Annotated in this window: 21 protein-coding genes; 13 read left to right on the forward strand and 8 right to left on the reverse strand. The window is 44.3% G+C overall.

Annotated features, from left to right (window positions below; translation table 11 throughout):
* From CIK98_RS05135 to CIK98_RS05180, 10 genes are all read left to right on the forward strand, one after another.
* On the forward strand, positions 1 to 1,340 hold a 1,340-nt coding region (locus CIK98_RS05135), incomplete at its 5' end, for a DUF3987 domain-containing protein (protein ID WP_141210412.1).
* A 65-nt stretch (positions 1,341 to 1,405) separates the two neighbouring features.
* Positions 1,406 to 2,335 carry a CHC2 zinc finger domain-containing protein gene (locus CIK98_RS05140; protein ID WP_094383211.1) on the forward strand — a complete coding sequence of 310 codons (930 nt, stop codon included), beginning with the start codon at positions 1,406 to 1,408 and terminating at the stop codon, positions 2,333 to 2,335.
* A 117-nt stretch (positions 2,336 to 2,452) separates the two neighbouring features.
* Positions 2,453 to 6,019: an isoleucine--tRNA ligase gene (gene ileS, locus CIK98_RS05145; protein WP_094383212.1), complete on the forward strand. Its 3,567-nt coding sequence runs from the start codon at positions 2,453 to 2,455 to the stop codon at positions 6,017 to 6,019.
* A 35-nt stretch (positions 6,020 to 6,054) separates the two neighbouring features.
* Positions 6,055 to 6,432 (forward strand): molecular chaperone DnaK, encoded by a 378-nt coding sequence (locus CIK98_RS05150; protein WP_094383213.1) that lies wholly within the window; start codon positions 6,055 to 6,057, stop codon positions 6,430 to 6,432.
* Positions 6,429 to 7,103 carry a lipoprotein signal peptidase gene (locus CIK98_RS05155; RefSeq protein ID WP_094383214.1) on the forward strand — a complete coding sequence of 225 codons (675 nt, stop codon included), beginning with the start codon at positions 6,429 to 6,431 and terminating at the stop codon, positions 7,101 to 7,103. Before CIK98_RS05150 ends, CIK98_RS05155 begins: the two co-directional genes overlap by 4 nt.
* Before the next feature lie 7 nt (positions 7,104 to 7,110).
* A complete protein-coding gene (locus tag CIK98_RS05160) occupies positions 7,111 to 8,037 on the forward strand; it encodes a DUF4296 domain-containing protein (RefSeq protein WP_141210413.1) in 927 nt (308 codons plus the stop codon).
* Between the two features lie 53 nt (positions 8,038 to 8,090).
* Positions 8,091 to 8,249, forward strand: a complete 159-nt coding sequence (locus CIK98_RS17975; protein ID WP_172409827.1) for a hypothetical protein — start codon at positions 8,091 to 8,093, stop codon at positions 8,247 to 8,249.
* A gap of 12 nt (positions 8,250 to 8,261) precedes the next feature.
* Entirely contained in the window at positions 8,262 to 9,527 is a 1,266-nt protein-coding gene (locus tag CIK98_RS05170; protein WP_094383217.1) for an MFS transporter, read from the forward strand.
* A gap of 12 nt (positions 9,528 to 9,539) precedes the next feature.
* Positions 9,540 to 10,262 carry a 16S rRNA (uracil(1498)-N(3))-methyltransferase gene (locus CIK98_RS05175; RefSeq protein WP_094383218.1) on the forward strand — a complete coding sequence of 241 codons (723 nt, stop codon included), beginning with the start codon at positions 9,540 to 9,542 and terminating at the stop codon, positions 10,260 to 10,262.
* A gap of 138 nt (positions 10,263 to 10,400) precedes the next feature.
* Positions 10,401 to 10,967, forward strand: a complete 567-nt coding sequence (locus tag CIK98_RS05180; RefSeq protein WP_172409828.1) for a DUF3256 family protein — start codon at positions 10,401 to 10,403, stop codon at positions 10,965 to 10,967.
* A gap of 210 nt (positions 10,968 to 11,177) precedes the next feature.
* Here CIK98_RS05180 and CIK98_RS05185 read toward each other — a convergent pair whose 3' ends face one another.
* Genes CIK98_RS05185 through panC form a run of 4 tightly spaced genes read right to left on the reverse strand, consistent with a single transcriptional unit; the run spans position 11,178 to position 13,676 of the window.
* Positions 11,178 to 11,819, reverse strand: a complete 642-nt coding sequence (locus CIK98_RS05185; RefSeq protein ID WP_094383220.1) for an MBL fold metallo-hydrolase — start codon at positions 11,817 to 11,819, stop codon at positions 11,178 to 11,180.
* A gap of 22 nt (positions 11,820 to 11,841) precedes the next feature.
* Entirely contained in the window at positions 11,842 to 12,462 is a 621-nt protein-coding gene (gene rsmG / locus CIK98_RS05190) for a 16S rRNA (guanine(527)-N(7))-methyltransferase RsmG (RefSeq protein ID WP_094383221.1), read from the reverse strand.
* Between the two features lie 17 nt (positions 12,463 to 12,479).
* The gene (gene panD, locus CIK98_RS05195; protein ID WP_094383222.1) at positions 12,480 to 12,824 is read right to left on the reverse strand and encodes an aspartate 1-decarboxylase; all 345 of its coding nucleotides are present in this window, start codon (positions 12,822 to 12,824) and stop codon (positions 12,480 to 12,482) included.
* 3 nt (positions 12,825 to 12,827) lie between these two features.
* Positions 12,828 to 13,676, reverse strand: a complete 849-nt coding sequence (gene panC / locus CIK98_RS05200) for a pantoate--beta-alanine ligase (RefSeq protein WP_094383223.1) — start codon at positions 13,674 to 13,676, stop codon at positions 12,828 to 12,830.
* Positions 13,677 to 13,855: 179 nt separating this feature from the next.
* Here panC and CIK98_RS05205 point away from each other — a divergent pair, with 179 nt between their 5' ends.
* Together CIK98_RS05205 and CIK98_RS05210 are read left to right on the forward strand one after the other, a co-directional pair.
* The gene (locus tag CIK98_RS05205; RefSeq protein WP_094383324.1) at positions 13,856 to 14,659 is read left to right on the forward strand and encodes a glycogen/starch synthase; all 804 of its coding nucleotides are present in this window, start codon (positions 13,856 to 13,858) and stop codon (positions 14,657 to 14,659) included.
* 37 nt (positions 14,660 to 14,696) lie between these two features.
* Complete coding sequence (locus CIK98_RS05210) at positions 14,697 to 16,106, forward strand: DUF4270 domain-containing protein (RefSeq protein WP_253249650.1); 1,410 nt, start codon at positions 14,697 to 14,699, stop codon at positions 16,104 to 16,106.
* Positions 16,107 to 16,287: 181 nt separating this feature from the next.
* Here CIK98_RS05210 and CIK98_RS05215 read toward each other — a convergent pair whose 3' ends face one another.
* The 3 genes from CIK98_RS05215 to CIK98_RS05225 form a co-directional block, all read right to left on the reverse strand.
* Positions 16,288 to 16,734 (reverse strand): hypothetical protein, encoded by a 447-nt coding sequence (locus CIK98_RS05215; RefSeq protein ID WP_141210415.1) that lies wholly within the window; start codon positions 16,732 to 16,734, stop codon positions 16,288 to 16,290.
* 16 nt (positions 16,735 to 16,750) lie between these two features.
* The gene (locus CIK98_RS05220) at positions 16,751 to 17,611 is read right to left on the reverse strand and encodes an RNA polymerase sigma factor RpoD/SigA (protein WP_094383226.1); all 861 of its coding nucleotides are present in this window, start codon (positions 17,609 to 17,611) and stop codon (positions 16,751 to 16,753) included.
* Positions 17,612 to 17,785: 174 nt separating this feature from the next.
* Positions 17,786 to 18,568 carry an RNA methyltransferase gene (locus CIK98_RS05225; protein ID WP_253249651.1) on the reverse strand — a complete coding sequence of 261 codons (783 nt, stop codon included), beginning with the start codon at positions 18,566 to 18,568 and terminating at the stop codon, positions 17,786 to 17,788.
* 101 nt (positions 18,569 to 18,669) lie between these two features.
* Between CIK98_RS05225 and CIK98_RS05230 the strand changes: the two genes are divergently transcribed.
* Positions 18,670 to 20,892, forward strand: a complete 2,223-nt coding sequence (locus CIK98_RS05230; protein WP_094383227.1) for a BamA/TamA family outer membrane protein — start codon at positions 18,670 to 18,672, stop codon at positions 20,890 to 20,892.
* On the opposite strand, the gene CIK98_RS05235 is transcribed toward CIK98_RS05230, so the two are convergent.
* On the reverse strand, positions 20,858 to 21,304 hold the full coding sequence (locus CIK98_RS05235) for a hypothetical protein (RefSeq protein WP_094383228.1): 447 nt from the start codon (positions 21,302 to 21,304) through the stop codon (positions 20,858 to 20,860). The two genes, CIK98_RS05230 and CIK98_RS05235, sit on opposite strands and share 35 nt — an antisense overlap.
* Positions 21,305 to 21,331 lie beyond the last annotated feature (27 nt).

A 21,331-nucleotide genomic window follows, 5' to 3' on the forward strand; every position in this document is an offset into this window, starting at 1 on the left:
CCCGAGGTCAGGGCGTGAGGGAATGCCTTGACCATGTGGGACCGGAAAACCTGATGCCAGCTTTGTTTACCATAACAGGCACTACAAGCGCATTGGCATCGGAGGTGACGGTGGAGATACATAACAGGGTGCATCCTCTTAACCAGATTGTGGTGAATATTGGAGATGCTGCTTCAAAGAAAAGCCAGATGGACGAAATATTTAACGAACTGGCCTTTGAGTTGGTAGAGGAAAAATGGAGAATTGTGGAGGAGGAAAAGAAATGGAGAATGGAGGCAAAACGAGACCGAAACGCCAAGAAACAGAAAGACAGGCCAAGATTTCCGCTCAGGGTGCAGACGCTCAACACGACCGTGGCCAACCTCGCCGAGAGACTGGAGGACATAGACGGAAAGCGTGCCATCTCGTTTACGCCAGAGATAGACATACCGTTGACAAAGTGGGGAAGGAACGGCACAAACGAGTTTTCAACTATGCTCAGACTCGCCTATGACGGAAGCACTTATGAGCGAGAGGCAAAGAGCCTTGAGGCGGCTAACGTGCATATCAGAAGCCTGCAGTGGACGGTGATAATGTGCGGTCAGCCGGAGTCGCTGTATAAACTGATGTCTGACCTCACCAACGGTCTGCTGTCGAGAACTGCCATTGCGAAAATGCATGACAATACATATGACTTCTATAAGGTCGACCTTCCGTTTACTGACGATGAGAAGCGCAGAATTCATGAGGTGGCCCATCTGATTGGACTGATGAGGGGCAAGATGGTGCTTCCCTTGCTGGAGGAAAAGAGCATAAAGTGGTCGGACAATCTTTGTAAGCATGCCTCCAAAGACGGCAACGATGTGCTTGCACGATGCCGGTTGCGCGACAATGTGATTGCCTACCGCATGACGGTTTGCCTGATGCTGTTTAAGGTGGCTGAGAGGCTGATTAACGAGCATGGATATGAGGGGGCGGAGAAGGCTCTGGTGGAAAATCCTGACATCACAGCCGAGCTGATCGTGGACGAACAGACGCCTGCAATGCTCAAGGTGTATCAAAACATTGCCGACTACATTGTGGACATGGAAATGCTCTTTTTTGGCGACAAGATCAAGGCCAAGTACGAGGACAAGAACTGCCGGGTGTTAGGTGATGAAAGAAAGTACCGCACCAACAACGACACCATCTACGAGTGTCTGCCAAATATTTTTTCGAAAGACCAGCTTGCGCAGCAGTGTAAGATGAACACCGGGGAGGACCCGGCTGAGTCGAAGGTGCGCAGCATGCTGAGGAACTGGAGAAACCAGGGACTGATAAAGGAAAACGGAGGAATGTATCAGAAGAAGAAATATTCCTGATTCAACTTCCTTCACTTATGAAAATTGAGTGATTCCGATAGTTGAGAAAGTAAATGTAAACGGTTATGAATAAGATTGATTTGGATGAAATCAGGGCTACTCCTATTGAGGAGGTTGCAGAAAACCTGGGAATTGGGATAGTGCGCCACATGGCGCTCTGTCCCTTCCACAACGACAAAAACCCAAGTCTGCACTTCGACCTGAAGAAAAACAGATACAAGTGCTTCGCTTGCGGTGCGTCGGGTAATGTGATAGACCTTGTGATGAGGTATAATAATATGGAATTTAAGGAAGCAATAAACTGGATAGGTAACAAGGAGGTGAATACGGCGAAGGACAATGCTTATGAAAAAAAGGAGAGTAGGGAGGAGGCGGTGGATATTGAATATCTTGAGGTGTTGATGAAAAATGTGTGCATAAACGAAGATGCGGCAAGATTCCTGTTTGACGAAAGGAGGATTGACAGTAGGGTAGTGGAGTGGTGTGGACTGTCGAGCGTTTCATCTGACACGCCTTGCTGGCGGTGGGGAAAGGCTTTTTACGACGCGCCGTCGCTGCTTATTCCATACAGGGATGTGGACGGGAAGCTGCTGACTGTGCAGGGAAGGTATCTGGGAAAGGAGAAAAAGCCAAGATTCAAATTTCCGCACGGCTCGCAGGCGGGCATGTATAACAAACAGGTGATTGCGACGCTGAAGAAGGGCGACGAACTATGGATTACGGAAGGGCCGTCGGACTGCTGGGCGATGATGTCGGCGGGAAGAAAGGCGGTGGCGATTCCGTCGGCGACAAGTCTTACAACGGGCGACTTAAGACTGCTGGGCGACGGCCTGCAAAAAGGGGTGTCGCTGCACATGGCTCCAGACAATGACCGACCTGGCATGGAACTCTTCAAAACCCTAAAACGTCATTTCCCGGATTTGCAAGGACATGTGCTGCCAGACGGTGTGAAGGACTTCGGGGAAATGTGGAAGTTGAAAATTGAAATTGGCTGAACAGGTACTTGAAAGATAAGTAAAACTTAAAAAGTATTATATTATTTTGCGATTTCAGATATTTTTTGTATCTTTGCGGCCTAAAAATAAACAGAATAATTAAACAAGATAAAAACAATGGCCAAGAAATTTGCCGAACATAATGGATTGAACTTGACTCAAGTGAATAAACAAATACTTGAGCAATGGAATGATAATGACGTGTTTCATAAGACAATAGACGAGCGAGAGGGATGCCCGCAGTTCGTGTTCTTCGAAGGACCGCCTTCGGCTAACGGACATCCCGGTATCCACCATGTGCTCGCCCGTGCCATAAAGGATACTTTCAACAGGTATAAGACAATGAAAGGATTCCAGGTGAAAAGAAAGGCCGGATGGGACACACACGGACTTCCTGTAGAGCTTGGCGTCGAAAAGGAACTCGGTATCACAAAGGCCGACATCGACAATCGCGACTCAAAAAAATATATCTCCGTAGAGGACTATAACAAAAAATGCAGGGAGAACGTGATGAAATTCACTGCCGAGTGGAGACAGCTCACCGAGGAAATGGGCTATTTCGTTGACCTTGACAACCCCTACATCACATACGACAACAAATATATCGAGACCCTTTGGTGGCTGCTCAAGCAACTTTACGACAAGGGACTGCTCTATAAGGGATATACCATTCAGCCTTATTCTCCCGGCGCAGGCACCGGACTCTCGTCTCACGAGCTCAACCAGCCCGGATGCTACCGCGACGTGAAGGACACTACCGCCACAGCCCTGTTTGAGCTGACCGAACCTAAGGCAGAGTGGGGAGAGTGGGGTAAGGCTTACTTTGCCGCATGGACCACAACGCCATGGACACTGCCTTCAAACACCGCACTCTGTGTGGGACCTTCATATACCTATTGTGTGGTAAAAACCTTCAACCCGTATACCGACGAGAAGATTATGATTATCGTGGCAGAGGACAGGCTTGCTGCATATCTCAAGCCAGAAGGTGCCGAACTGCCTTTGGAGGATTACAAACATGGAGACAAGGTGATTCCATATCAGGTAGTGGCCAGATACAAGGGTGAGGAACTCGTAGGTATGGGCTACAGGCAGCTTATGCCATGGGTGAAACCTTGCATGAAACTCGACAGCCTCGCCGCTGACTATATCAAGAAATACGCTGAAGAGCATCCGGAGAAGGTGTTTGACGGGGAAAACGGTAAGGACAGGTTCGTTGAAATGGAAGGCAAGGCTTTCAGGGTAATACCCGGAGACTATGTCACAACTGACGACGGAACAGGTATCGTTCATATCGCCCCGACGTTCGGCGCCGATGACGCCAAGGTGGCGAAAGATGCCGAAATACCGTCTCTCTTCCTTATAAATAAGAAAGGTGAGACCCGACCGATGGTAGACCTTCAGGGAAAATACTACCTCATGGATGAACTTGACGTGAATTTTGTGGGAAAATGTGTGGATCGTGACGCTTATGCAAAACATGAAGGCGACTACGTGAAAAACGCATATAAGCCGGAATTCAACAAGGACGGAAAATATGACGAGGCGGCTGCGGCAAAGGCTGAAGACCTGAATATCGAGATATGTATGGAGATGAAGCAGGAGGGCACTGCACTGAAGATTGAAAAGCATGTACACAACTATCCTCACTGCTGGCGTACAGACAAGCCTGTGCTCTACTATCCGCTCGACTCTTGGTTCATTCGTTCCACTGCAAAGAAAGAACGCATGTCGGAACTTAACAAGACCATCAACTGGCAGCCGGAATCTACCGGTACAGGACGATTCGGCAACTGGCTTGACAACCTCAACGACTGGAACCTTTCACGCTCAAGATATTGGGGCACACCTCTTCCAATATGGCGCGACGAGGACGGACTGGAGATTTGCATCGGAAGCATGCAGCAGCTGTATGACGAAATAGAAAAGGCAGTGGCTGCCGGTGTGATGACAAGCAACCCGCTGAAGGACAACGGATTCGTGCCTGGCGACTATTCCCAGGAAAACTACGACAGGATAGACCTCCACCGTCCGTATGTAGACAATATCTTCCTCGTGAGCGAGTCTGGCAAGGTAATGAAACGTGAGTCTGACCTCATTGACGTATGGTTTGACTCAGGCTCTATGCCTTACGCACAAATACACTATCCTTTCGAAAACAGTGAATTGATAGACAAGGGAATAGCATATCCGGCAGATTTCATCAACGAGGGAGTAGACCAGACACGTGGATGGTTCTTCACTCTCCATGCCATAGCCACCATGGTGTTCGACTCCGTGGCTTTCAAGAACGTCATTTCGTCTGGACTTGTATTGGACGCCAAAGGAGACAAGATGTCGAAACACAAGGGAAATGTGGTCAATCCTTTCGAACAAATAGAGAAATACGGTGCCGACCCAGTGCGTTTCTACATGATGACCAACTCTGAGCCATGGGACAACCTGAAGTATGACCAGGAAGGTGTGGACGAAGTGAGACGCAAGTTCTTCGGCACATTATACAATACCTATTCGTTCTTCAGCCTCTATGCCAACGTCGACGGTTTTGACTATTCGCAACCAGACGTGCCAATGGCAGAACGCCCGGAGATTGACCGATGGATACTTTCCGTGTTGCATTCGCTGATAAAGGGTGTGGAGCGAGAAATGGACAACTACGACCCAACCCGTGCCGGACGACTGATAGAGAATTTCGTAAACGACGACCTCAGCAACTGGTATGTCAGACTGAACCGCAAACGCTTCTGGGGTAAGGAGATGAGCACCGACAAACTCTCGGCTTACCAGACTTTGTATATATGCCTTGAGACCGTTGCCAAGTTGCTGGCTCCATTCGCTCCGTTCTATGCCGACCAGCTCTACCTTGACCTCACCAAGGCAACAGGCAGGGATAACGTATGCTCCGTTCACCTGGCAACATTCCCGAAGGCCAATGAAGAGATGGTGGATAAAGACCTTGAAGACAGAATGGCAATGGCACAGAAAATCACTTCAATGGCACTTGCACTTCGTCGTAAGGTAAACATCAAAGTGCGCCAACCGCTTCAGGCCATAATGATTCCTGCCGTTGACGACACACAGCGTAAACATATAGAGGCTGTAAAGGACCTGGTGATGAACGAGGTGAATATAAAGGAACTTAAATTCGTTGAAGGTCAGGGAATTCTTGTTAAAAAGGTAAAGTGTAACTTTAGGACCATGGGTAAGAAGTTTGGCAAGATGATGAAGGCTATTGCAGCTGCCATGACTACATTGGAGCAAGAGCAGATTGCCGAACTTGAGCAAAACGGATTTATCAACCTCGACATTGAGGGAAATGCCGTAAAGGTGGAAGCTGCTGACGTTGACATCATCAGCGAGGATATACCAGGATGGCTTGTAAGCAATGAAGGAAACTTGACTGTGGCCATGGAAGTGGAACTTACAGACGAACTCTGTAACGAGGGTATGGCCCGCGAACTCATTAACAGAATTCAGAACTTGCGAAAGGATGGAGGACTGGAAATAACAGACCGCATAAAGGTGACCGTGAGCGATGCTGAACCAGTGAAGAAGGCAGTGGAGAGCTTTGGCGACTATATCAAGACCCAGGTGCTTGCAGACTCAATCTCACTGGCTGCCAACGACGGACAGGAGGTTGACCTCGACGTGGTAAAGGTAAACATAAGCATTGAGAAGTGTTAATCTGATGATTCCCGAACCTCAAAATATATTCAGATATGGAAGAAAAGACACGTTATAGCGACCAAGAACTCGAAGAGTTTAAGGCCATCATTGAAGAGAAGCTAAGACTCGCCAAGCGCGACTATGATGAAATGATGAACACCCTTATGAACAAAAACGGCAATGATGTTGACGACACATCGCCTACATATAAGGTGCTCGAAGAAGGCAGTGCCACGCAGTCAAAGGAGGAGCTCATACAGCTTGCCAGCCGCCAACAAAAGTTTATACAAGGTCTGGAAGCGGCAATGATACGCATTAAGAACAAAACTTATGGCATTGACCGTATAACAGGTAAGCTCATACCAAAGGAACGGCTGAGGGCAGTGCCTCACGCCACCCTGAGTGTTGAGTCAAAGCAGAAACGCAAATGAATCCAATAACAAAGTCAAGGGCCAGAAACTCCCTGATTATTTTGTTGTCAATACTTATTGTAGACCAAGTGTCGAAAATTCTCGTAAAGACTAACATGACACTTCACGAGAGTATAGAGATATTCTCATGGTTCAAGATAATGTTTATTGAAAACAATGGAATGGCATACGGTATGGAGCTCGGAAGCAAACTGCTGCTCTCACTCATGAGGTTTGTGCTAATCGCCATACTCGTACAGTATGTCTTGCGTGAATTGAGAAACAATTCGAGATGGGGATATATAGTATGTCTCGTGATGATTGTGGCCGGAGCCGTGGGAAATATGATCGATGGAATGTTTTATGGGGTAGTGTTTGACGCATCTACTCCATATACAGTATCCACATTCGTGGAACCGGGCGACGGCTATTCTTCCTTTTTGTATGGAAAGGTGGTTGACATGCTTTATTTTCCAATCATCGACACGGTATTGCCAGACTGGGTGCCCTTTTACGGAGGAGAACCGTATGTGTTCTTCAGTCCGGTGTTCAATATTGCCGACTCGTCGATAAGTGTGGCTGTGGCATTGTTGCTGCTGTTTTACAGAAAGGAATGCTCAGAGCTTTCTTTGTCGAGGATTTTCGGTATTGAAGATCGTGAAAATAAGGAAGAAAAGAAAGAACAAAAGTAAGCGTGAAATGACTATCAGACAGGTAAAGGTCTTCTTTTTTACTATTGCCGCAATTGTTGCCGTAGGCTGTAAACCTACAGTTCCAAGCAAATATATCTCACCCGACGAGATGGAAGATGTGCTCTATGACTATTATATGTCACAGGCAATGGCCAACATGGATGCCAAGGACGGCAGGATGGAATATAACCGACGTACATATTTCCTGGCAGTATTGAAAAAGCATGACCTTACCGAGGCTCAGTTCGACTCTTCCATGGTTTACTACTACAGAAGGGCTGACTACCTGAGAAAGATATATGCAAGACTTGAAGACAGAATAAATGCAGAGGCAGAGGGAACTGCCGCCAGCTCACAAAGACGTCGTTTCATCTCAAGCATAGACACGGCCGATATATGGAGAGACAAAAAGGCCTTCATGCTTGTCCCGTCAGTGCCTTACAACAGGTTTGACTTCGAAGTGAAGGCCGACACTTCGTTCCGTAAGGGTGACACCTACCTTTTGTCGTTTGACACAAACTTCATATACCAAAGCGGTTCGAAGGATGCGGTATTGTATCTTGCCGTAAGATACGACAACGACAGTGTGGCTTCATATAGCCAAAATGTGATGTCGTCTGGCTACACACAAATGAGGGTGTTGCCTAACAACGAACATGCCGTAAGGGATTTCAGAGGATTCGTGTACCTTGATAAAGGACGTGATGAGTCTTCTACTCTCAAACTGATGTTTCTCAAAAACATCCAGATGTTGAGAATGAGAAAACCAAAGGACAAAGAGTCTGCTCCAAAAAGGGACTCCACAGAACTAAAACGTCCGAACATACCGGCCAAAGCTCCTGACTCCATATCAAAACTTGAAGGTAATTTGCCTAAGAGACCAAGTGGAATGGACAATGCGGACTTGAAAATCAGAAAGGTTAACGACAACTGAGGATGAGAAAAGTTGCTGCACACAGAGTGGTCGTCGACAAGAAGGCAGTCAGGATGGGAGTGGTGGAAATTGTAGACGGACTGGTGTATACGGTGAGGGAGCTTCACGGCGAGGAGCCACAGACGGAATGGTTGCCGGGTGAAGTCAGTATCGTCGCTGACGAGTACGGAAAAGCCCGCGCATACTACCAAGGTGCTTTATTGACTAATTAAAAACACAATAATATGAATCTGAAAGTACGTTTAACTGCAATGAACTTCCTTGAGTTCGCAGTATGGGGAGCATATCTCACTTCGATGGGAAGGTATCTCGGCGAAATAGGATTAGGAGCAAACATCGGTTTCTTCTATTCCATACAGGGAATCGTGTCGTTGTTTATGCCGGCCATTATCGGCATAGTGGCTGACAGATGGGTCCAGGCACAGAAGATGCTCGGCTATTGCCATCTCATGGCAGGCGGACTGATGGTTGCCTTGGCTTGGTATTGCATGACTAACGCGCAGGCGATAGATACATCTATTGTCTTTTCATTATATTCTTTGTCTGTCGCTTTCTATATGCCCACATTGGCATTGTCTAATTCCGTAGCTTTCAACGCATTGCAAAAAGCCGGTATGGACATGGTAAAGGACTTCCCGCCAATTAGGGTTTTCGGTACTGTTGGCTTTATCATAGCCATGTGGTTTGTAGACATCATGGATTTTGAAGCCAGCCAGATGCAGTTCATGACTTCCGGAGTATTGGGAATCATACTTTTCCTCTATAGCTTCACCCTGCCAAAGTGTGAGGTTAGTAGCGGCAAGGGAAAAAATTCGTTTGCTGAAGCATTCGGACTGAAGGCTTTCTCGTTGTTTAAACAGAAGAAGATGGCATTGTTCTTCCTTTTCTCGATGATGCTTGGTGTGAGTCTTCAGATTACCAATGGTTTTGCCAATCCTTTCATTGCCAGCTTTGCGTCGATGCCTGAATATGCCGATACATTTGGTGTAAGACATACCAACATTTTGTTGTCGCTGTCCCAGATAAGCGAAGCATGCTGCATACTGCTTATTCCTTTCTTCATGAAGAGATTCGGTATTAAGAATGTGATGCTGATAGCTATGATGGCATGGGTGCTGAGATTCGGGCTTTTCGCGCTTGGCAACCCTGGGGATGGTGTGTGGATGTTTGTACTTTCAATGCTTGTATATGGCGTGGCCTTTGATTTCTTCAACATTAGTGGCGCATTCTTCGTTGACATGAATACTGACACAAATATCCGTTCCAGCGCACAAGGACTGTTTATGTTGGTGACTAATGGAATAGGAGCGACAATAGGTACATTGGCGGCACAATGGGTGGTAAACCAATATACCACGACAGAGAGTTTTGGCGACAATTCATTCATCGTAGGCGACTGGTCCACATGCTGGTTTGTCTTCGCAGCCTACTCATTGTTTGTTGCAATATCTTTTGCATTGGTTTTCAAACCTGTAGATCCTAACAAATAACTGCTTTAATATATGAAAGAAATCAGATTTTTCTACGTTCCTGATGCTACTAGCCGGGACGAGATGCCTGAAGAGGAAGCTATGCATGCCTTACGTGTGTTACGACTTAAGTCGGGCGACACAATGATGATTACCGATGGCTGTGGCAATTTCTATGAAGCGGAAATTACCTTGGCTGCCACAAGGCGATGTCTGTACAAAATTCTGCGTACTATGCCACAGACGAAACCTTGGCGTGGCAACATACGATTGGTTGTATCGCCAACGAAAATGATGGAACGGATGGAATGGATGGTGGAAAAGGCTACTGAAATCGGATTCGACAGAGTTTCGTTCCTTAACTGTGACAATTCGGAAAGAAGGGTGGTGAAAACAAAACGGCTTGAAAAAATCGTTGTCGCTGCCATGAAACAAAGCAGAAAGGCCGAAAAACCGATAATTGATGAGATAGAGTCGTTCGACATGTTTATATCGCGACCATGTAATGGAGCAAAATATATTGCACATTGCTATGAGGAGGTTGAAAGAACAGACTTCTTCAATGATCTCATGTCTATCGATAAGGATGAAGAGGTGACCGTCTTGATAGGGCCGGAAGGCGATTTCTCCATGGAAGAAGTGAACAAAGCTATCCAGGCGGGATTCAAGTCTATATCGTTAGGAGACTGTCGGTTGAGGACAGAAACCGCCGCGCTTTCGGCTGTGATGATGGCTAACTTGGCCAAACGAAGATAGTTTTTTTTTTATTTTGTATAAATGAAAGGTTTTTCTGTGTGTCTTAAGTTTAGTATAACTCGTGCGATTCTCGTATTGCTTACTTGTGTTCCATCATGTGCCAACGCTAATGGTATGGACTCTACAAAAGTAGGGGATATGAAGATAAGGGATGTGTTTGCTGCAATGCCCGATTCCGTTATTCCTTATCTCTCCAAGAATAATTGTCTTGACATGATTGACTTTGCCGAGATGAATATGAAGGCTGAAGTCACAAACAAGTTTGACGAAAAATGTGAGATGGTTTCGTTGACAAACAAACATCTCAAAATTAAATTAGCTGACGATGTGGTTGTGGAAATGAGAATCAGGAAAACAGACCAATGTCTGCCTGACTCTTCCAGTTATGTCGTCGATGTGCTGACAACATATGGCCACGCCCCACAGTTGTCTATGCTTTCGATGTATTCTTCGTCGTGGAATGTAATCAAAAAGCCACATCTGCTAAATGGATACGTAAAACAATTAGTGGGCAAAAATCAGTACACTACTGATAAAGAATGGCGCATAATTGAAGATGCTAAGAATAGAATCTTTGTAGTTGGAAACCTGGTAGAAGATGAAAATGCAATATTGTTACAACCATCTATCAATGGACTCACTAAAGAAGAAAAACAGATGATAGAAGGAAAAGTAGAGTTAATGAAATTAAAAATTAACCTTTAATTGTAAAAATATTGTAATTTTTATAATTGATATTTGCATGGTACGGTAATAATTCGTATATTTGCAAAGTGTTTTTCATGGTATTAGATTATTAAGGTTAACTAAAAAGTAACAGATCGTGAGATTAGTCAACTTTTAAAACCCACACTGCATGTAACGATTGTTACTCACGGTGTGGGTTGTTTTTTTGTTTTTTTAATTATTTGTTCCTTATCTCATATAAGGATTGCTGCTTATTTCTTGTCCTATCGTTGTTTTGGGGCCATGTCCAGGAAGAACAATAGTGTCGGGTGGAAGACATTCCTTCAGCTTCTGTAAGCTATTCATTATATCTTTGTAGCTACCTTTCTCGAAGTCTGTCCTGCCTATGCTCATCTTGAAAAGCGTGTCGCCCGAAAAGGCAATGTTTTCTTCCTCGCAATAGAAGAATACAGAACCGGGTGTGTGGCCTGGTGTGGGGATGACGGAGAATCGGTGGGTGCCGAATTCTATTACGTCGGTCTCGTCGAGATACTTTCCTACGGGCGGCATGTCGTATCCCAAATGGTAGTTGCAAAAGTCCAACGCTTGCTTTTCCAGTTTAGCCATGAGGTATTCATCGTCTTTGAATACTTCAGGTTTCACTCCTAATTCATCGTAAATCGTATTGTTGCCAAAACAATGGTCAATGTGGGCATGTGTGGCAATGAGATGCTTAATGGTGATATCGTTTTCTTTGATATAGTCCATTATAGCTTTCCGCTCTTCTGTATAAAAAGCGCCACAGTCGATTATTACACCTTGTTTGGTCTCGTCGCTGACGATGTATGTATTCTCTTGAAATGGATTAACGACAAATCGCTCAATTTTCATATTATATAAGTTTTGAATGTCATCAGTATGGAAGGTATATTACATACTTGTCTTTGAACCAAGGCTCTTCGAACCAATTGGTGATTTCTGTTGTTTCGACAATGTTTCTGTATTTTGAGACCTCACTCTGCAGGTCGCCTCCCTTCAGGCAAATAATGCCGTTAGGCAGTGCGTTGACACCTTTGGGCGAGATGTTCTTCCTTACTATCTTTACAAGGTCGGGTAGGGGCATTACCGCCCTGCTTACCACAAAGTCGTATTTGCCTTTCTCCTCTTCTCCACGCAGATGAGTCGGGAAACAATTCTTCAGTCCGATGGCCTGTGCGACTTCCGTGGCCACCTTAATCTTCTTCCCTGTTCCGTCGATAAGCTTAAACGTACATTCCGGAAACATGATGGCGAGGGGTATGCCAGGAAAGCCGCCTCCAGTACCAAAATCGAGAATCTTGGTTGCTGGCTTGAAATTCAGTGCTTTTGCTATTGCAAGCGAGTGTAGCACATGGTGCTCATACAGATTGTCGATATCTTTTCTGGAGATGACGTTTATTTTTGAGTTCCAGTCGCGATAGAGTTCGTTAAGCATTGAGAACTGTCTTATCTGGCTTTCGCTTAGATTGGGAAAGTACTTAAGCAATTGTTCCATAAAGAAAAGAGGGGTTGTTATACAATCTTGTTGTTCTCAGGAAATACAACAGACGGCTTAAAAGTCTTTGCTTCTTCAAAGTCCATAAGTGCGTATGAAATGATTATGCAAACGTCGCCTACTTGAACCTTTCTTGCGGCAGCTCCGTTGAGGCAAATGCATCCACTGCCCCGTTCGCCTTTTATGATGTATGTCTCAAAACGCTCACCATTGTTGTTGTCCACAATTTGTACTTTCTCTCCGGCTATCATGTTGGCGGCATCCATCAAGTCTTCGTCAATGGTGATGCTGCCCATATAGTTGAGATTGGCTTCTGTCACTGTCACGCAGTGAAGCTTTGATTTTAACACTTCTATCATCATGTCTTAACAGTACTTTATATGATCGATAAGTCTTATCGGGGTTTTTCCGCAATATACTGTAATGCATCCAACGGCATGGTCAGTGTCGCTCCAGGAGTCAATGTCAAGCAATGTGTTGCCGTCGACTATGGAGAAATACTCCACTTCGAGACCTTCAATACTGTTTATCTCGCCAACCACCTTGTCGTGTGTCTCCTTAACAGTATGTTTTTTTGAATATGAAACACTGTCTTTCAGTGCTTTGTAGATATTTGGCGCAATGGCTCTTTCGTCTTTTGAGAGAAGAGTGTTGCGGCTTGAGCGCGCAAGTCCGTCGTTGTCTCTGACAATCTCGCATTCTACAATCTCTACGTCCAGACAAAGATGCTTCACCATAGCTTTTATGACTGCTATCTGTTGCCAGTCTTTTTCTCCAAAATATGCCTTGTCCGGTTTTACAATGTAAAACAATCTGCTTACCACCTGGCAAACTCCATTGAAATGTCCTGGACGGTGAGCACCTTCCATCACGGTAGACACTGGAGGATATTCAAAATGCCTGTTGTCGGGCGTAGGGTACATTTCCTCAACCGAAGGCGCAAACACATAATCGGCTCCGCAGTCCTCCAAAAGTTTGCAGTCGGCTTCAAGGGTGCGGGGGTAGTTTTTCAAGTCGTTCTTGTCGTTGAACTGTGTTGGATTGACAAAAACCGAAACCACAGTTACATCATTCTCCGCAACGCTTCTTCTCACAAGCGAGGCGTGTCCTTCATGCAAAGCACCCATGGTAGGAACGAGTCCCACGTTGTGGCCAGCTTTGCGTTCGTCAAACAGAACATTTTGCAGTTCTGTTATTTTATTAAATACAATCATTTATGTTATACTTTAGTCAACGTTTATTGAAAACGGGTGCAAAATAACAACTTTTTTGTCAAATATCGAAATAATAAACCTAAAATATACAAAAAAGACTGTATTTTTTAGTAAAAACGATAGTTTTTTTTCAGTTTTCGCAAAAAAAGTAGTAACTTTGCAACGTTAAATCAATGAATATGGCAAAAAAAATATTATTCATCAACCAGGAAATATCACCATACGTTCCTGAAAGCGAGATGTCGGCCATGGGTCGACTTGCTCCGCAAAGGGTATTCGAAAAAGGGTTTGAAATCAGAACCTTTATGCCAAAGTGGGGAAACATCAACGAGAGAAGGGGACAACTGCATGAGGTGATCAGACTCTCGGGGATGAATCTTATTATTAACGAAACTGACCATCCGCTCGTTATCAAGGTGGCTTCAATGCCTGCTTGCAGAACACAGGTCTATTTCATAGACAACGACGACTATTTCACCAAACGTCTTATGGGGCTAGACGAGAATAATGTCCCTTATGAAGACAATGGTGAAAGGGCTGTGTTCTTTGCGCGTGGAGTTCTTGAGACAGTAAAGAAACTGAGGTGGATTCCTGATATCATACATTGTCAAGGATGGATGTCGCACATTATTCCAATATACGTAAAGACTGCATATTGCGACGAACCGTCGTTTGCAAACACAAAGGTTGTCACTTCCATTTTCGGAAACCAACTTGAGGGTGTTGTGTGCGACGACTTCCGCGACTGTCTGTCTTTCCGTTCGGCCACTCCAGAACTCATCGCTGGCTATCCGGATGACTTCACCTATTCCGATCTTGCGAAAATGGCAATTGAATATTCTGATGCAGTCGTCGAGGCTACACCTGACGTCAGCCAGGATATGGTAAAGTTTATTGCTGAGAGCGGAAAGCCTCACTTGGCTTATCCTGGTGAAAACTTCGGACAGGCATATGCTGATTTTTACGATACACTGCTTTCGTAAGGTCTGTGGGATAATAAACACACATAAATTATACAAGATGAAAAACAAATGGATTACAATTATTGTCATGGCTTTTTTAGCCATGACATCTTGTGATGACAATACCGACACACTGGGTAACTCTCTTTCAAATGAGGTGGACAAGTTTACTATCATTACAGATACTTTTAACGTCTCCACTCGATCAATTACGGTAGACTCTGTACTCTCCCGTAGTTCATATTCGTATTTAGGGCACGTAAAGGACCCGGAAACAAATACATATGTGACAAGCAATTTTTCTACACAATTCGGTGTAGGAGAACTACTCGTGGATATGAAATTGTTGCCTGAGGCTGACAGTATTGTCAGCAGGGATGCAAACAACAACATCATTGCCGACTCTTGTTTCTTTAACATCTATTTCAATTCTTTGGTTGGTGACACTCTCAACCCAATGAAACTTACCGCAATGGAGTTGGAAAAACCAGTAAAAGAGGGAAGAGACTACTATTCCAATTTCGACCCGGAGAAAAGCGGATATGTGCGTACAGGAACCAATGCCATCGTGAAAAACAAGATGTATACTTTCCAGGGACTCATAGCGTCTGATTCGCTTCGTGCCGTATCCATACCTCTTAACGACAAGTATGTTGACAAGAATGGTGTGGAATACAACAACTTCGGTACGTATCTGTTGAGAAAGTATTACGAAAACAAGGATAACTACAAGAACTCTTATAACTTCGTGAATAATGTGTTCCCGGGATTCTATGTAAAGTCTACAAGTGGAGTGGGTACAATGGGTGAGGTGCTCATCACTGCACTGCAGTTTCATTTCAAGGCATACAGCAACGACTCCATTGTCAAAAGTGGCTTGCGCATAGGTGGTACAGAAGAGGTAATGCAGACAACAAATATCGTAAACGACAAGGAGAGAATGAAATTGCTTGCTTCTGATAATAGTTGTACATATATAAAGAGTCCTGCCGGTATATACACTGAGGTCACCTTGCCGGTGGAAGACATTAAGCTGAATCATGAGAACGATACCATCAGCTCTGCAAAGATTGTCTTCACACGCTATAACAATGACCAAAAGAGCGAATATTCTACACCTAAGTATCTGCTTATGGTACCACGAGACAGTATGTTCACATTCTTTGAAAAAAGAAACCTGCCGGACAATATGACTTCGTATGTCGCTTCCTTTAACTCAAGCAGTAATACATACACTTTCAACAATATTTCCTCATTGGTGAACGACATGTGGGCAAAGCGGGGAAAATCTACAGAATGGAATAAGGTGGTGCTCATCCCTGTTTCTGTATCGATAAACAGTTCGACGGCTTCCTACACTAATGTGTCAAATGCCATGGAACTTACTTCTGCACGATTGGTGGGAGGTTCAAAAAACACTCATCAGCCAGTCAGGATAAGTGTCATTTACAACAAATTCAACAGGTAGGCACATTGTTTTTATGGCGGATAATTTTCTTGAAAAGCATCGGGAGGAATATGAACAACGAAAGGCCCGGTATATGAGCCACGGCAGTCATCTTAGTAAGGAAATAAAGGAAATGATTGCTAAAAAGAAGGCAGAAAACAAAACGACGAGTTGACAACCGGTCAACCCGTCGTTTTTTCGTTTATTGTTCTTCTGACACTTCCTCACTAATGTCAATTAAGGAAAACTTGAAGTCCTTGTCTGAGAGATACTTTACATCGTATCCGTCTTTGGCGTTAGCTTTCACTGTATAATTGTTTTTTAACTTCATATACTTTTTCTCAGCCTTTGCCTTGTCAGTTGAAAAAACCACCATACATGTGCGATGCGGGTCGCTGGTAGTGTTAGTAAGGTAGTCTTTCAATTGTGCCGAGTAAGAATCGCGTTCCAACAAGAATTTTGTCTTGCTGTCTATCCATGCACTGTCAAGTACCTGAATGTCGGTAAAATAGATAACCGGATTCTTAAAAGAAGCAGAAAAACCGAAAATGTATACTTTCGGAGTTTTCTTTGCTTTTGCCTCTGTTTTCATGGTAGATGCTCCGAATAATGTGAGAAGTAATACTACCGAAGAAATAAAACTTTTCATTGTTATGTTGTATTATTTATCCTAAAAATGATTTCAATAATTTACTGTTCGTCGTGTTTCTAAGTCTCCTTATGGCCTTCTCTTTAATTTGACGGACACGCTCGCGTGAAAGGTTGTATTTGGCACCTATTTCTTCCAGTGTCATTTCCGTTCTTCCTATGCCGTAAGAAGCCTCCACTATTTCCCTCTCTCTGTCATTTAGGAGACAGAGCGCCTTTTGGATTTCTTTTCTGAGCGATTCCGTCACGAGATCACTGTCTACAGTAGGTGCATCCTTGTCTTCAAGAACATCAATGAGACTATTGTTGTCACTGTCGGAAAATGGAGCGTCAACAGATACATGCCTGGAGTTTACTTTCATTGCGTCGTCAACTTTCTCTTCAGGTAAGTCGATAAATTCCGCTATTTCTTCTATTGAAGGACGTCGTTCGTTTTCCTGTTCGAATTTTGACAACATTTTGTTTATCTTGTTCATCGACCCCACTTGGTTCAGTGGAAGTCTGACGATTCTGCTTTGTTCAGCGAGGGCTTGCAAAATACTTTGTCTTATCCACCATACGGCATATGATATGAATTTGAATCCTCTTGTCTCGTCAAATTTTTTTGCAGCTCTGATAAGCCCCACGTTGCCTTCGTTTATTAGGTCTGAAAGGCTTAGGCCTTGGTTTTGGTATTGTTTTGCAACCGAAACGACAAACCTGAGGTTGGCTCTTGTCAGTCTTTCCAAGGCTTTTTTGTCGCCATTATGGATTTTCTGTGCGAGTTCCACCTCTTCGTCCACCGTAAGAAGTTCTTCCTTACTGATTTCTTGCAGATATCTTTCCAAGGCTACACTTTCACGGTTTGTTATTGATTTAATGATCTTTAGCTGTCTCATTTTTTTTTGGTTTTATGTTGTTTTCGTGCAATAAAGCGATTATTGTTTGCAAATTTAGGTATTTTCTTCGTAACTGCCAAATAAAATGTGTTATTTTTCAATTTTCATATTGTTTTTTTCTCTTTTGCTAATAATTTGTAATTTTTAGCATTGCTGTAGTGTCATTTTCTTCTGTCATTTATTGTTTCTCCTCCTGAACTCTGAGCAAACAATAGCTGTCGCTATCGAAACGTTGAGACTTTCAGCCGACTTGCCTGGATTGAAATCCGGTATTAAGAGTTTGTGTGTGACACGTTTCCTTATATTTTCGCTTATTCCATTTCCCTCGTTGCCCATCACAATGAGTCCTTTGTCGCTGAGTGGGGTAGTGTATATGTCGTCTCCGTCTAGCAGTGTTCCGTATATAGCCGTGTCGGGAGACAGGCCTGAAATATAATTATCAAGGTCACGGTATGTCACACAAACATTCGACAGACTGCCCATTGTGGCTTGTACCGTTTTAGGGTTGTATGCGTCTGCCGTCAATGGGCTGCATACTATATGCCTAATGCCAAACCAGTCGGCTATTCTTATTATGGTCCCGAGATTGCCTGGGTCTTGCACTCCGTCGAGGGCGATGCACAATTCCTTTGAGGGGTTGGCTGCGTCGTCCTGCTCATCGTCGGGAATCTGTAACAACGCTACCACTTGTTGCGGGTTTTGAAGCAGGCTGACACGTCTTAGCTCGTCCTCGTCCACTGTAATGATTCCTATCGCATTGCTTGTCCATCTGAGAGTGGTCATGATATCTTCCTTCGTGTCGTCACAGTGTTGCCTTTTCCACTCGTCAATGGCGAAAATGGCATGGACGGAATAATGACGAATCATGTCTCCTACCGTTTTCGGACCTTCCGCTACGAATAGCCTCTCGCGCTTCCTGTTTTTCTTCAATTCTAAGGAATGTACGAGTTTTATCATGTTTTTAGTTACCATATTCATGAAAAATTCAAAAAAAGTTTGTAAAAGTGCAGCAAAGTTACACAAAAAGTTTTAACTTTGCAACAAAGTTTTGAAGAATAATGCAAATAAAGGGTATTTTTTATTTTATTACCATACTTCTCGCCGTGTCCTCTTGTTCATCGGTGAAATATGTCGACGATGGTTCTTTGCTTCTTAACAAGGTTGAAGTGAAGGTCGTGGGCAATTACGATGATATTAATGTGGGACAACTGAAATCTTATGTCAGACAGAAAGGAAACTCACGATGGTTCTCGTCCGTCAAGATACCTCTTGCCACCTATTCGCTTTCCGGAAGAGACACTACCCGATGGGTTAACAAAATGTTGCGTTCCATTGGCGAGGCTCCTGTACTGTTCGATTCCATAGGTGCTCAACGTTCTTGCGAGGATCTTAGGCTCGCTCTTCGTAATATGGGGTATATGGATGCCCAGGTTGAGATGACGCCTCGTATGAGAGGGCCGAAAAAGATGGATGCCGTCTACCTTCTCTATCCCGGCGAGCCTTATTATGTAAGGCATTTCAACTATGACATACGCGACTCCATTGTGGCACAAATCATAGCCGACAACACTAAGGGAAAAACATTTATACAGGATGGCATGCGATTTAATGTGAATAGTCTTAATGACGAGCGCAAACGCATCACCGACCTACTCACCGACCGTGGCTACCATAAGTTCCATAAGGATTATATTACATTCAAGGCAGATAGCAGCATAGGCAATAAGACATTCGACCTTAGTTTGATATTGCACCAATATGTAGCCGGAAGAGATTCTTTGTCGCTCCATCCGCGATATATTGTCAATAGTATTAGCTATTCCAGTGGAAATCCTTCTGACAGCTTGATTCACCTGCGCCGAAGCGTACTAGCGGCCAACACGGCAATTAAGGATGGGAACTATTTTTCTTCATCGGCACTTAGGAAGACATATAACCAGTTTGGACGCCTTCAAGCTGTAAAATACACAAACATCAGTTTTGCAGAAAACGAAAACTCACGCCTGCTTGACTGTAATATACAGCTCATCACCAACAAGCCACACTCCATCAGTTTTGAGCCAGAAGGCACCAATACCGCTGGCGACCTGGGAGCGGCTTTCGCAATTACTTATCAGAACAGAAACCTATTCAAGGGCTCAGAAGTGTTTAATCTCCAGCTACGTGGAGCATACGAAGCCATACGCGGACTGGAAGGGTATAAGAATCAGGACTTTATAGAATATAGTGTAGAGAGCAGCTTGTCTTTTCCACGAATCATTGCACCGAAATTCTTGACTAACATCATAGGGAACAGGTATGACGCAAGGTCGGAGGTGTCGGTGATGTACGACCTGCAGAACCGTCCGGAATACCACCGTCGTGTGCTCTCCATGGCATGGAAATACAAATGGTCAAATGAAGGCCATCACGACCGTTATCAGATAGACCTGCTTGACATCAACTATCTTTTCATGCCATGGATATCTGACACATTCCGTAAAGATTATCTTGAAGACGACACTAATCGTAATGCCATTCTACGATACAATTACGAGAATCTTCTTATCATGAAGTGGGGTGTGGGATATAACTATAACAATGGCCGATATGCCATCAAGGCTAATGTTGAAACATCGGGAAACCTGCTCAACCTTTGCTCTGGATTATTGAACTTCGAAAAAAACGAACAAGGACAATACCAGGTGTTCGGAATCGCCTATGCACAGTATGCGAAGGCTGATTTCGATTTCACCAACAACATATCATTTGACTACAACAACCAACTTATATTCCATGTAGGATTTGGCATTGCATATCCCTATGGCAACAGTACCATACTCCCTTTCGAAAAAAGGTATTTCTCGGGAGGCGCTAATAGCGTGAGAGGATGGTCGGTAAGGGAACTTGGCCCCGGAAAGTTCAAGGGTACCGACGGAAATATCGATTTCATCAACCAGACTGGCGACATGAAGCTTGATCTGAATGTTGAATACCGTGCCCACTTGTTTTGGAAAATGAATGGAGCCTTGTTTGTCGACGCTGGAAATATCTGGACCATTCGCAACTATGAAGACCAGCCCGGAGGACAGTTCAAGTTCAGTGAATTCTGGAAACAGATAGCCGTAGGATATGGAATAGGATTTCGCATGAATTTCGACTATTTCATTCTCCGTTTCGATTTAGGTATGAAAGCGGTCAATCCCGCATACGAGATTGATGGCGGTGAGCAGTTTCCACTTGTCAAACCCAAATTTAGTCGTGACTTTACATTCCACTTCGCAGTGGGCCTTCCATTCTGACCTTCCATTTTTTGCTGCTGTCCTGCATAAGCACTATCGTGAATGTCTTTTCTTCCACCATGCGGCCCTTGCTGCATAGGGAGTCGGCAAGGAGAAAGTTATTCGCTGTCACTGTCACCACGGCAGAGTCTTCGAAACATTCACAGTCGTCAACAGTCACCGTGGCTCCCTCTTCCTGCATACGCAGCAGTTCCAGGTCGGCCTCGGTGATGTTCGACGCCTCATACCTCAACCACTTCTTGCTCTGATCGTCCACCATCGTCTGGGCCTTTACAAGGTCGTAATTGAAATACGCGTTTGCAAAATCAATGGCAGTAGTCTCAATTGCCTCGTAAGTCCTGCCTTCTTCACCACATGAAGCAAAGCATACTGCAACAAAAGTGAAAATCGTATAAAAAAAACGTTTTTGCATAGAAAAACACTATTAATTATTAAATTT

This window comes from Prevotella sp. P2-180, assembly GCF_002251435.1.
In the GTDB taxonomy this organism is placed as follows: domain Bacteria; phylum Bacteroidota; class Bacteroidia; order Bacteroidales; family Bacteroidaceae; genus Prevotella.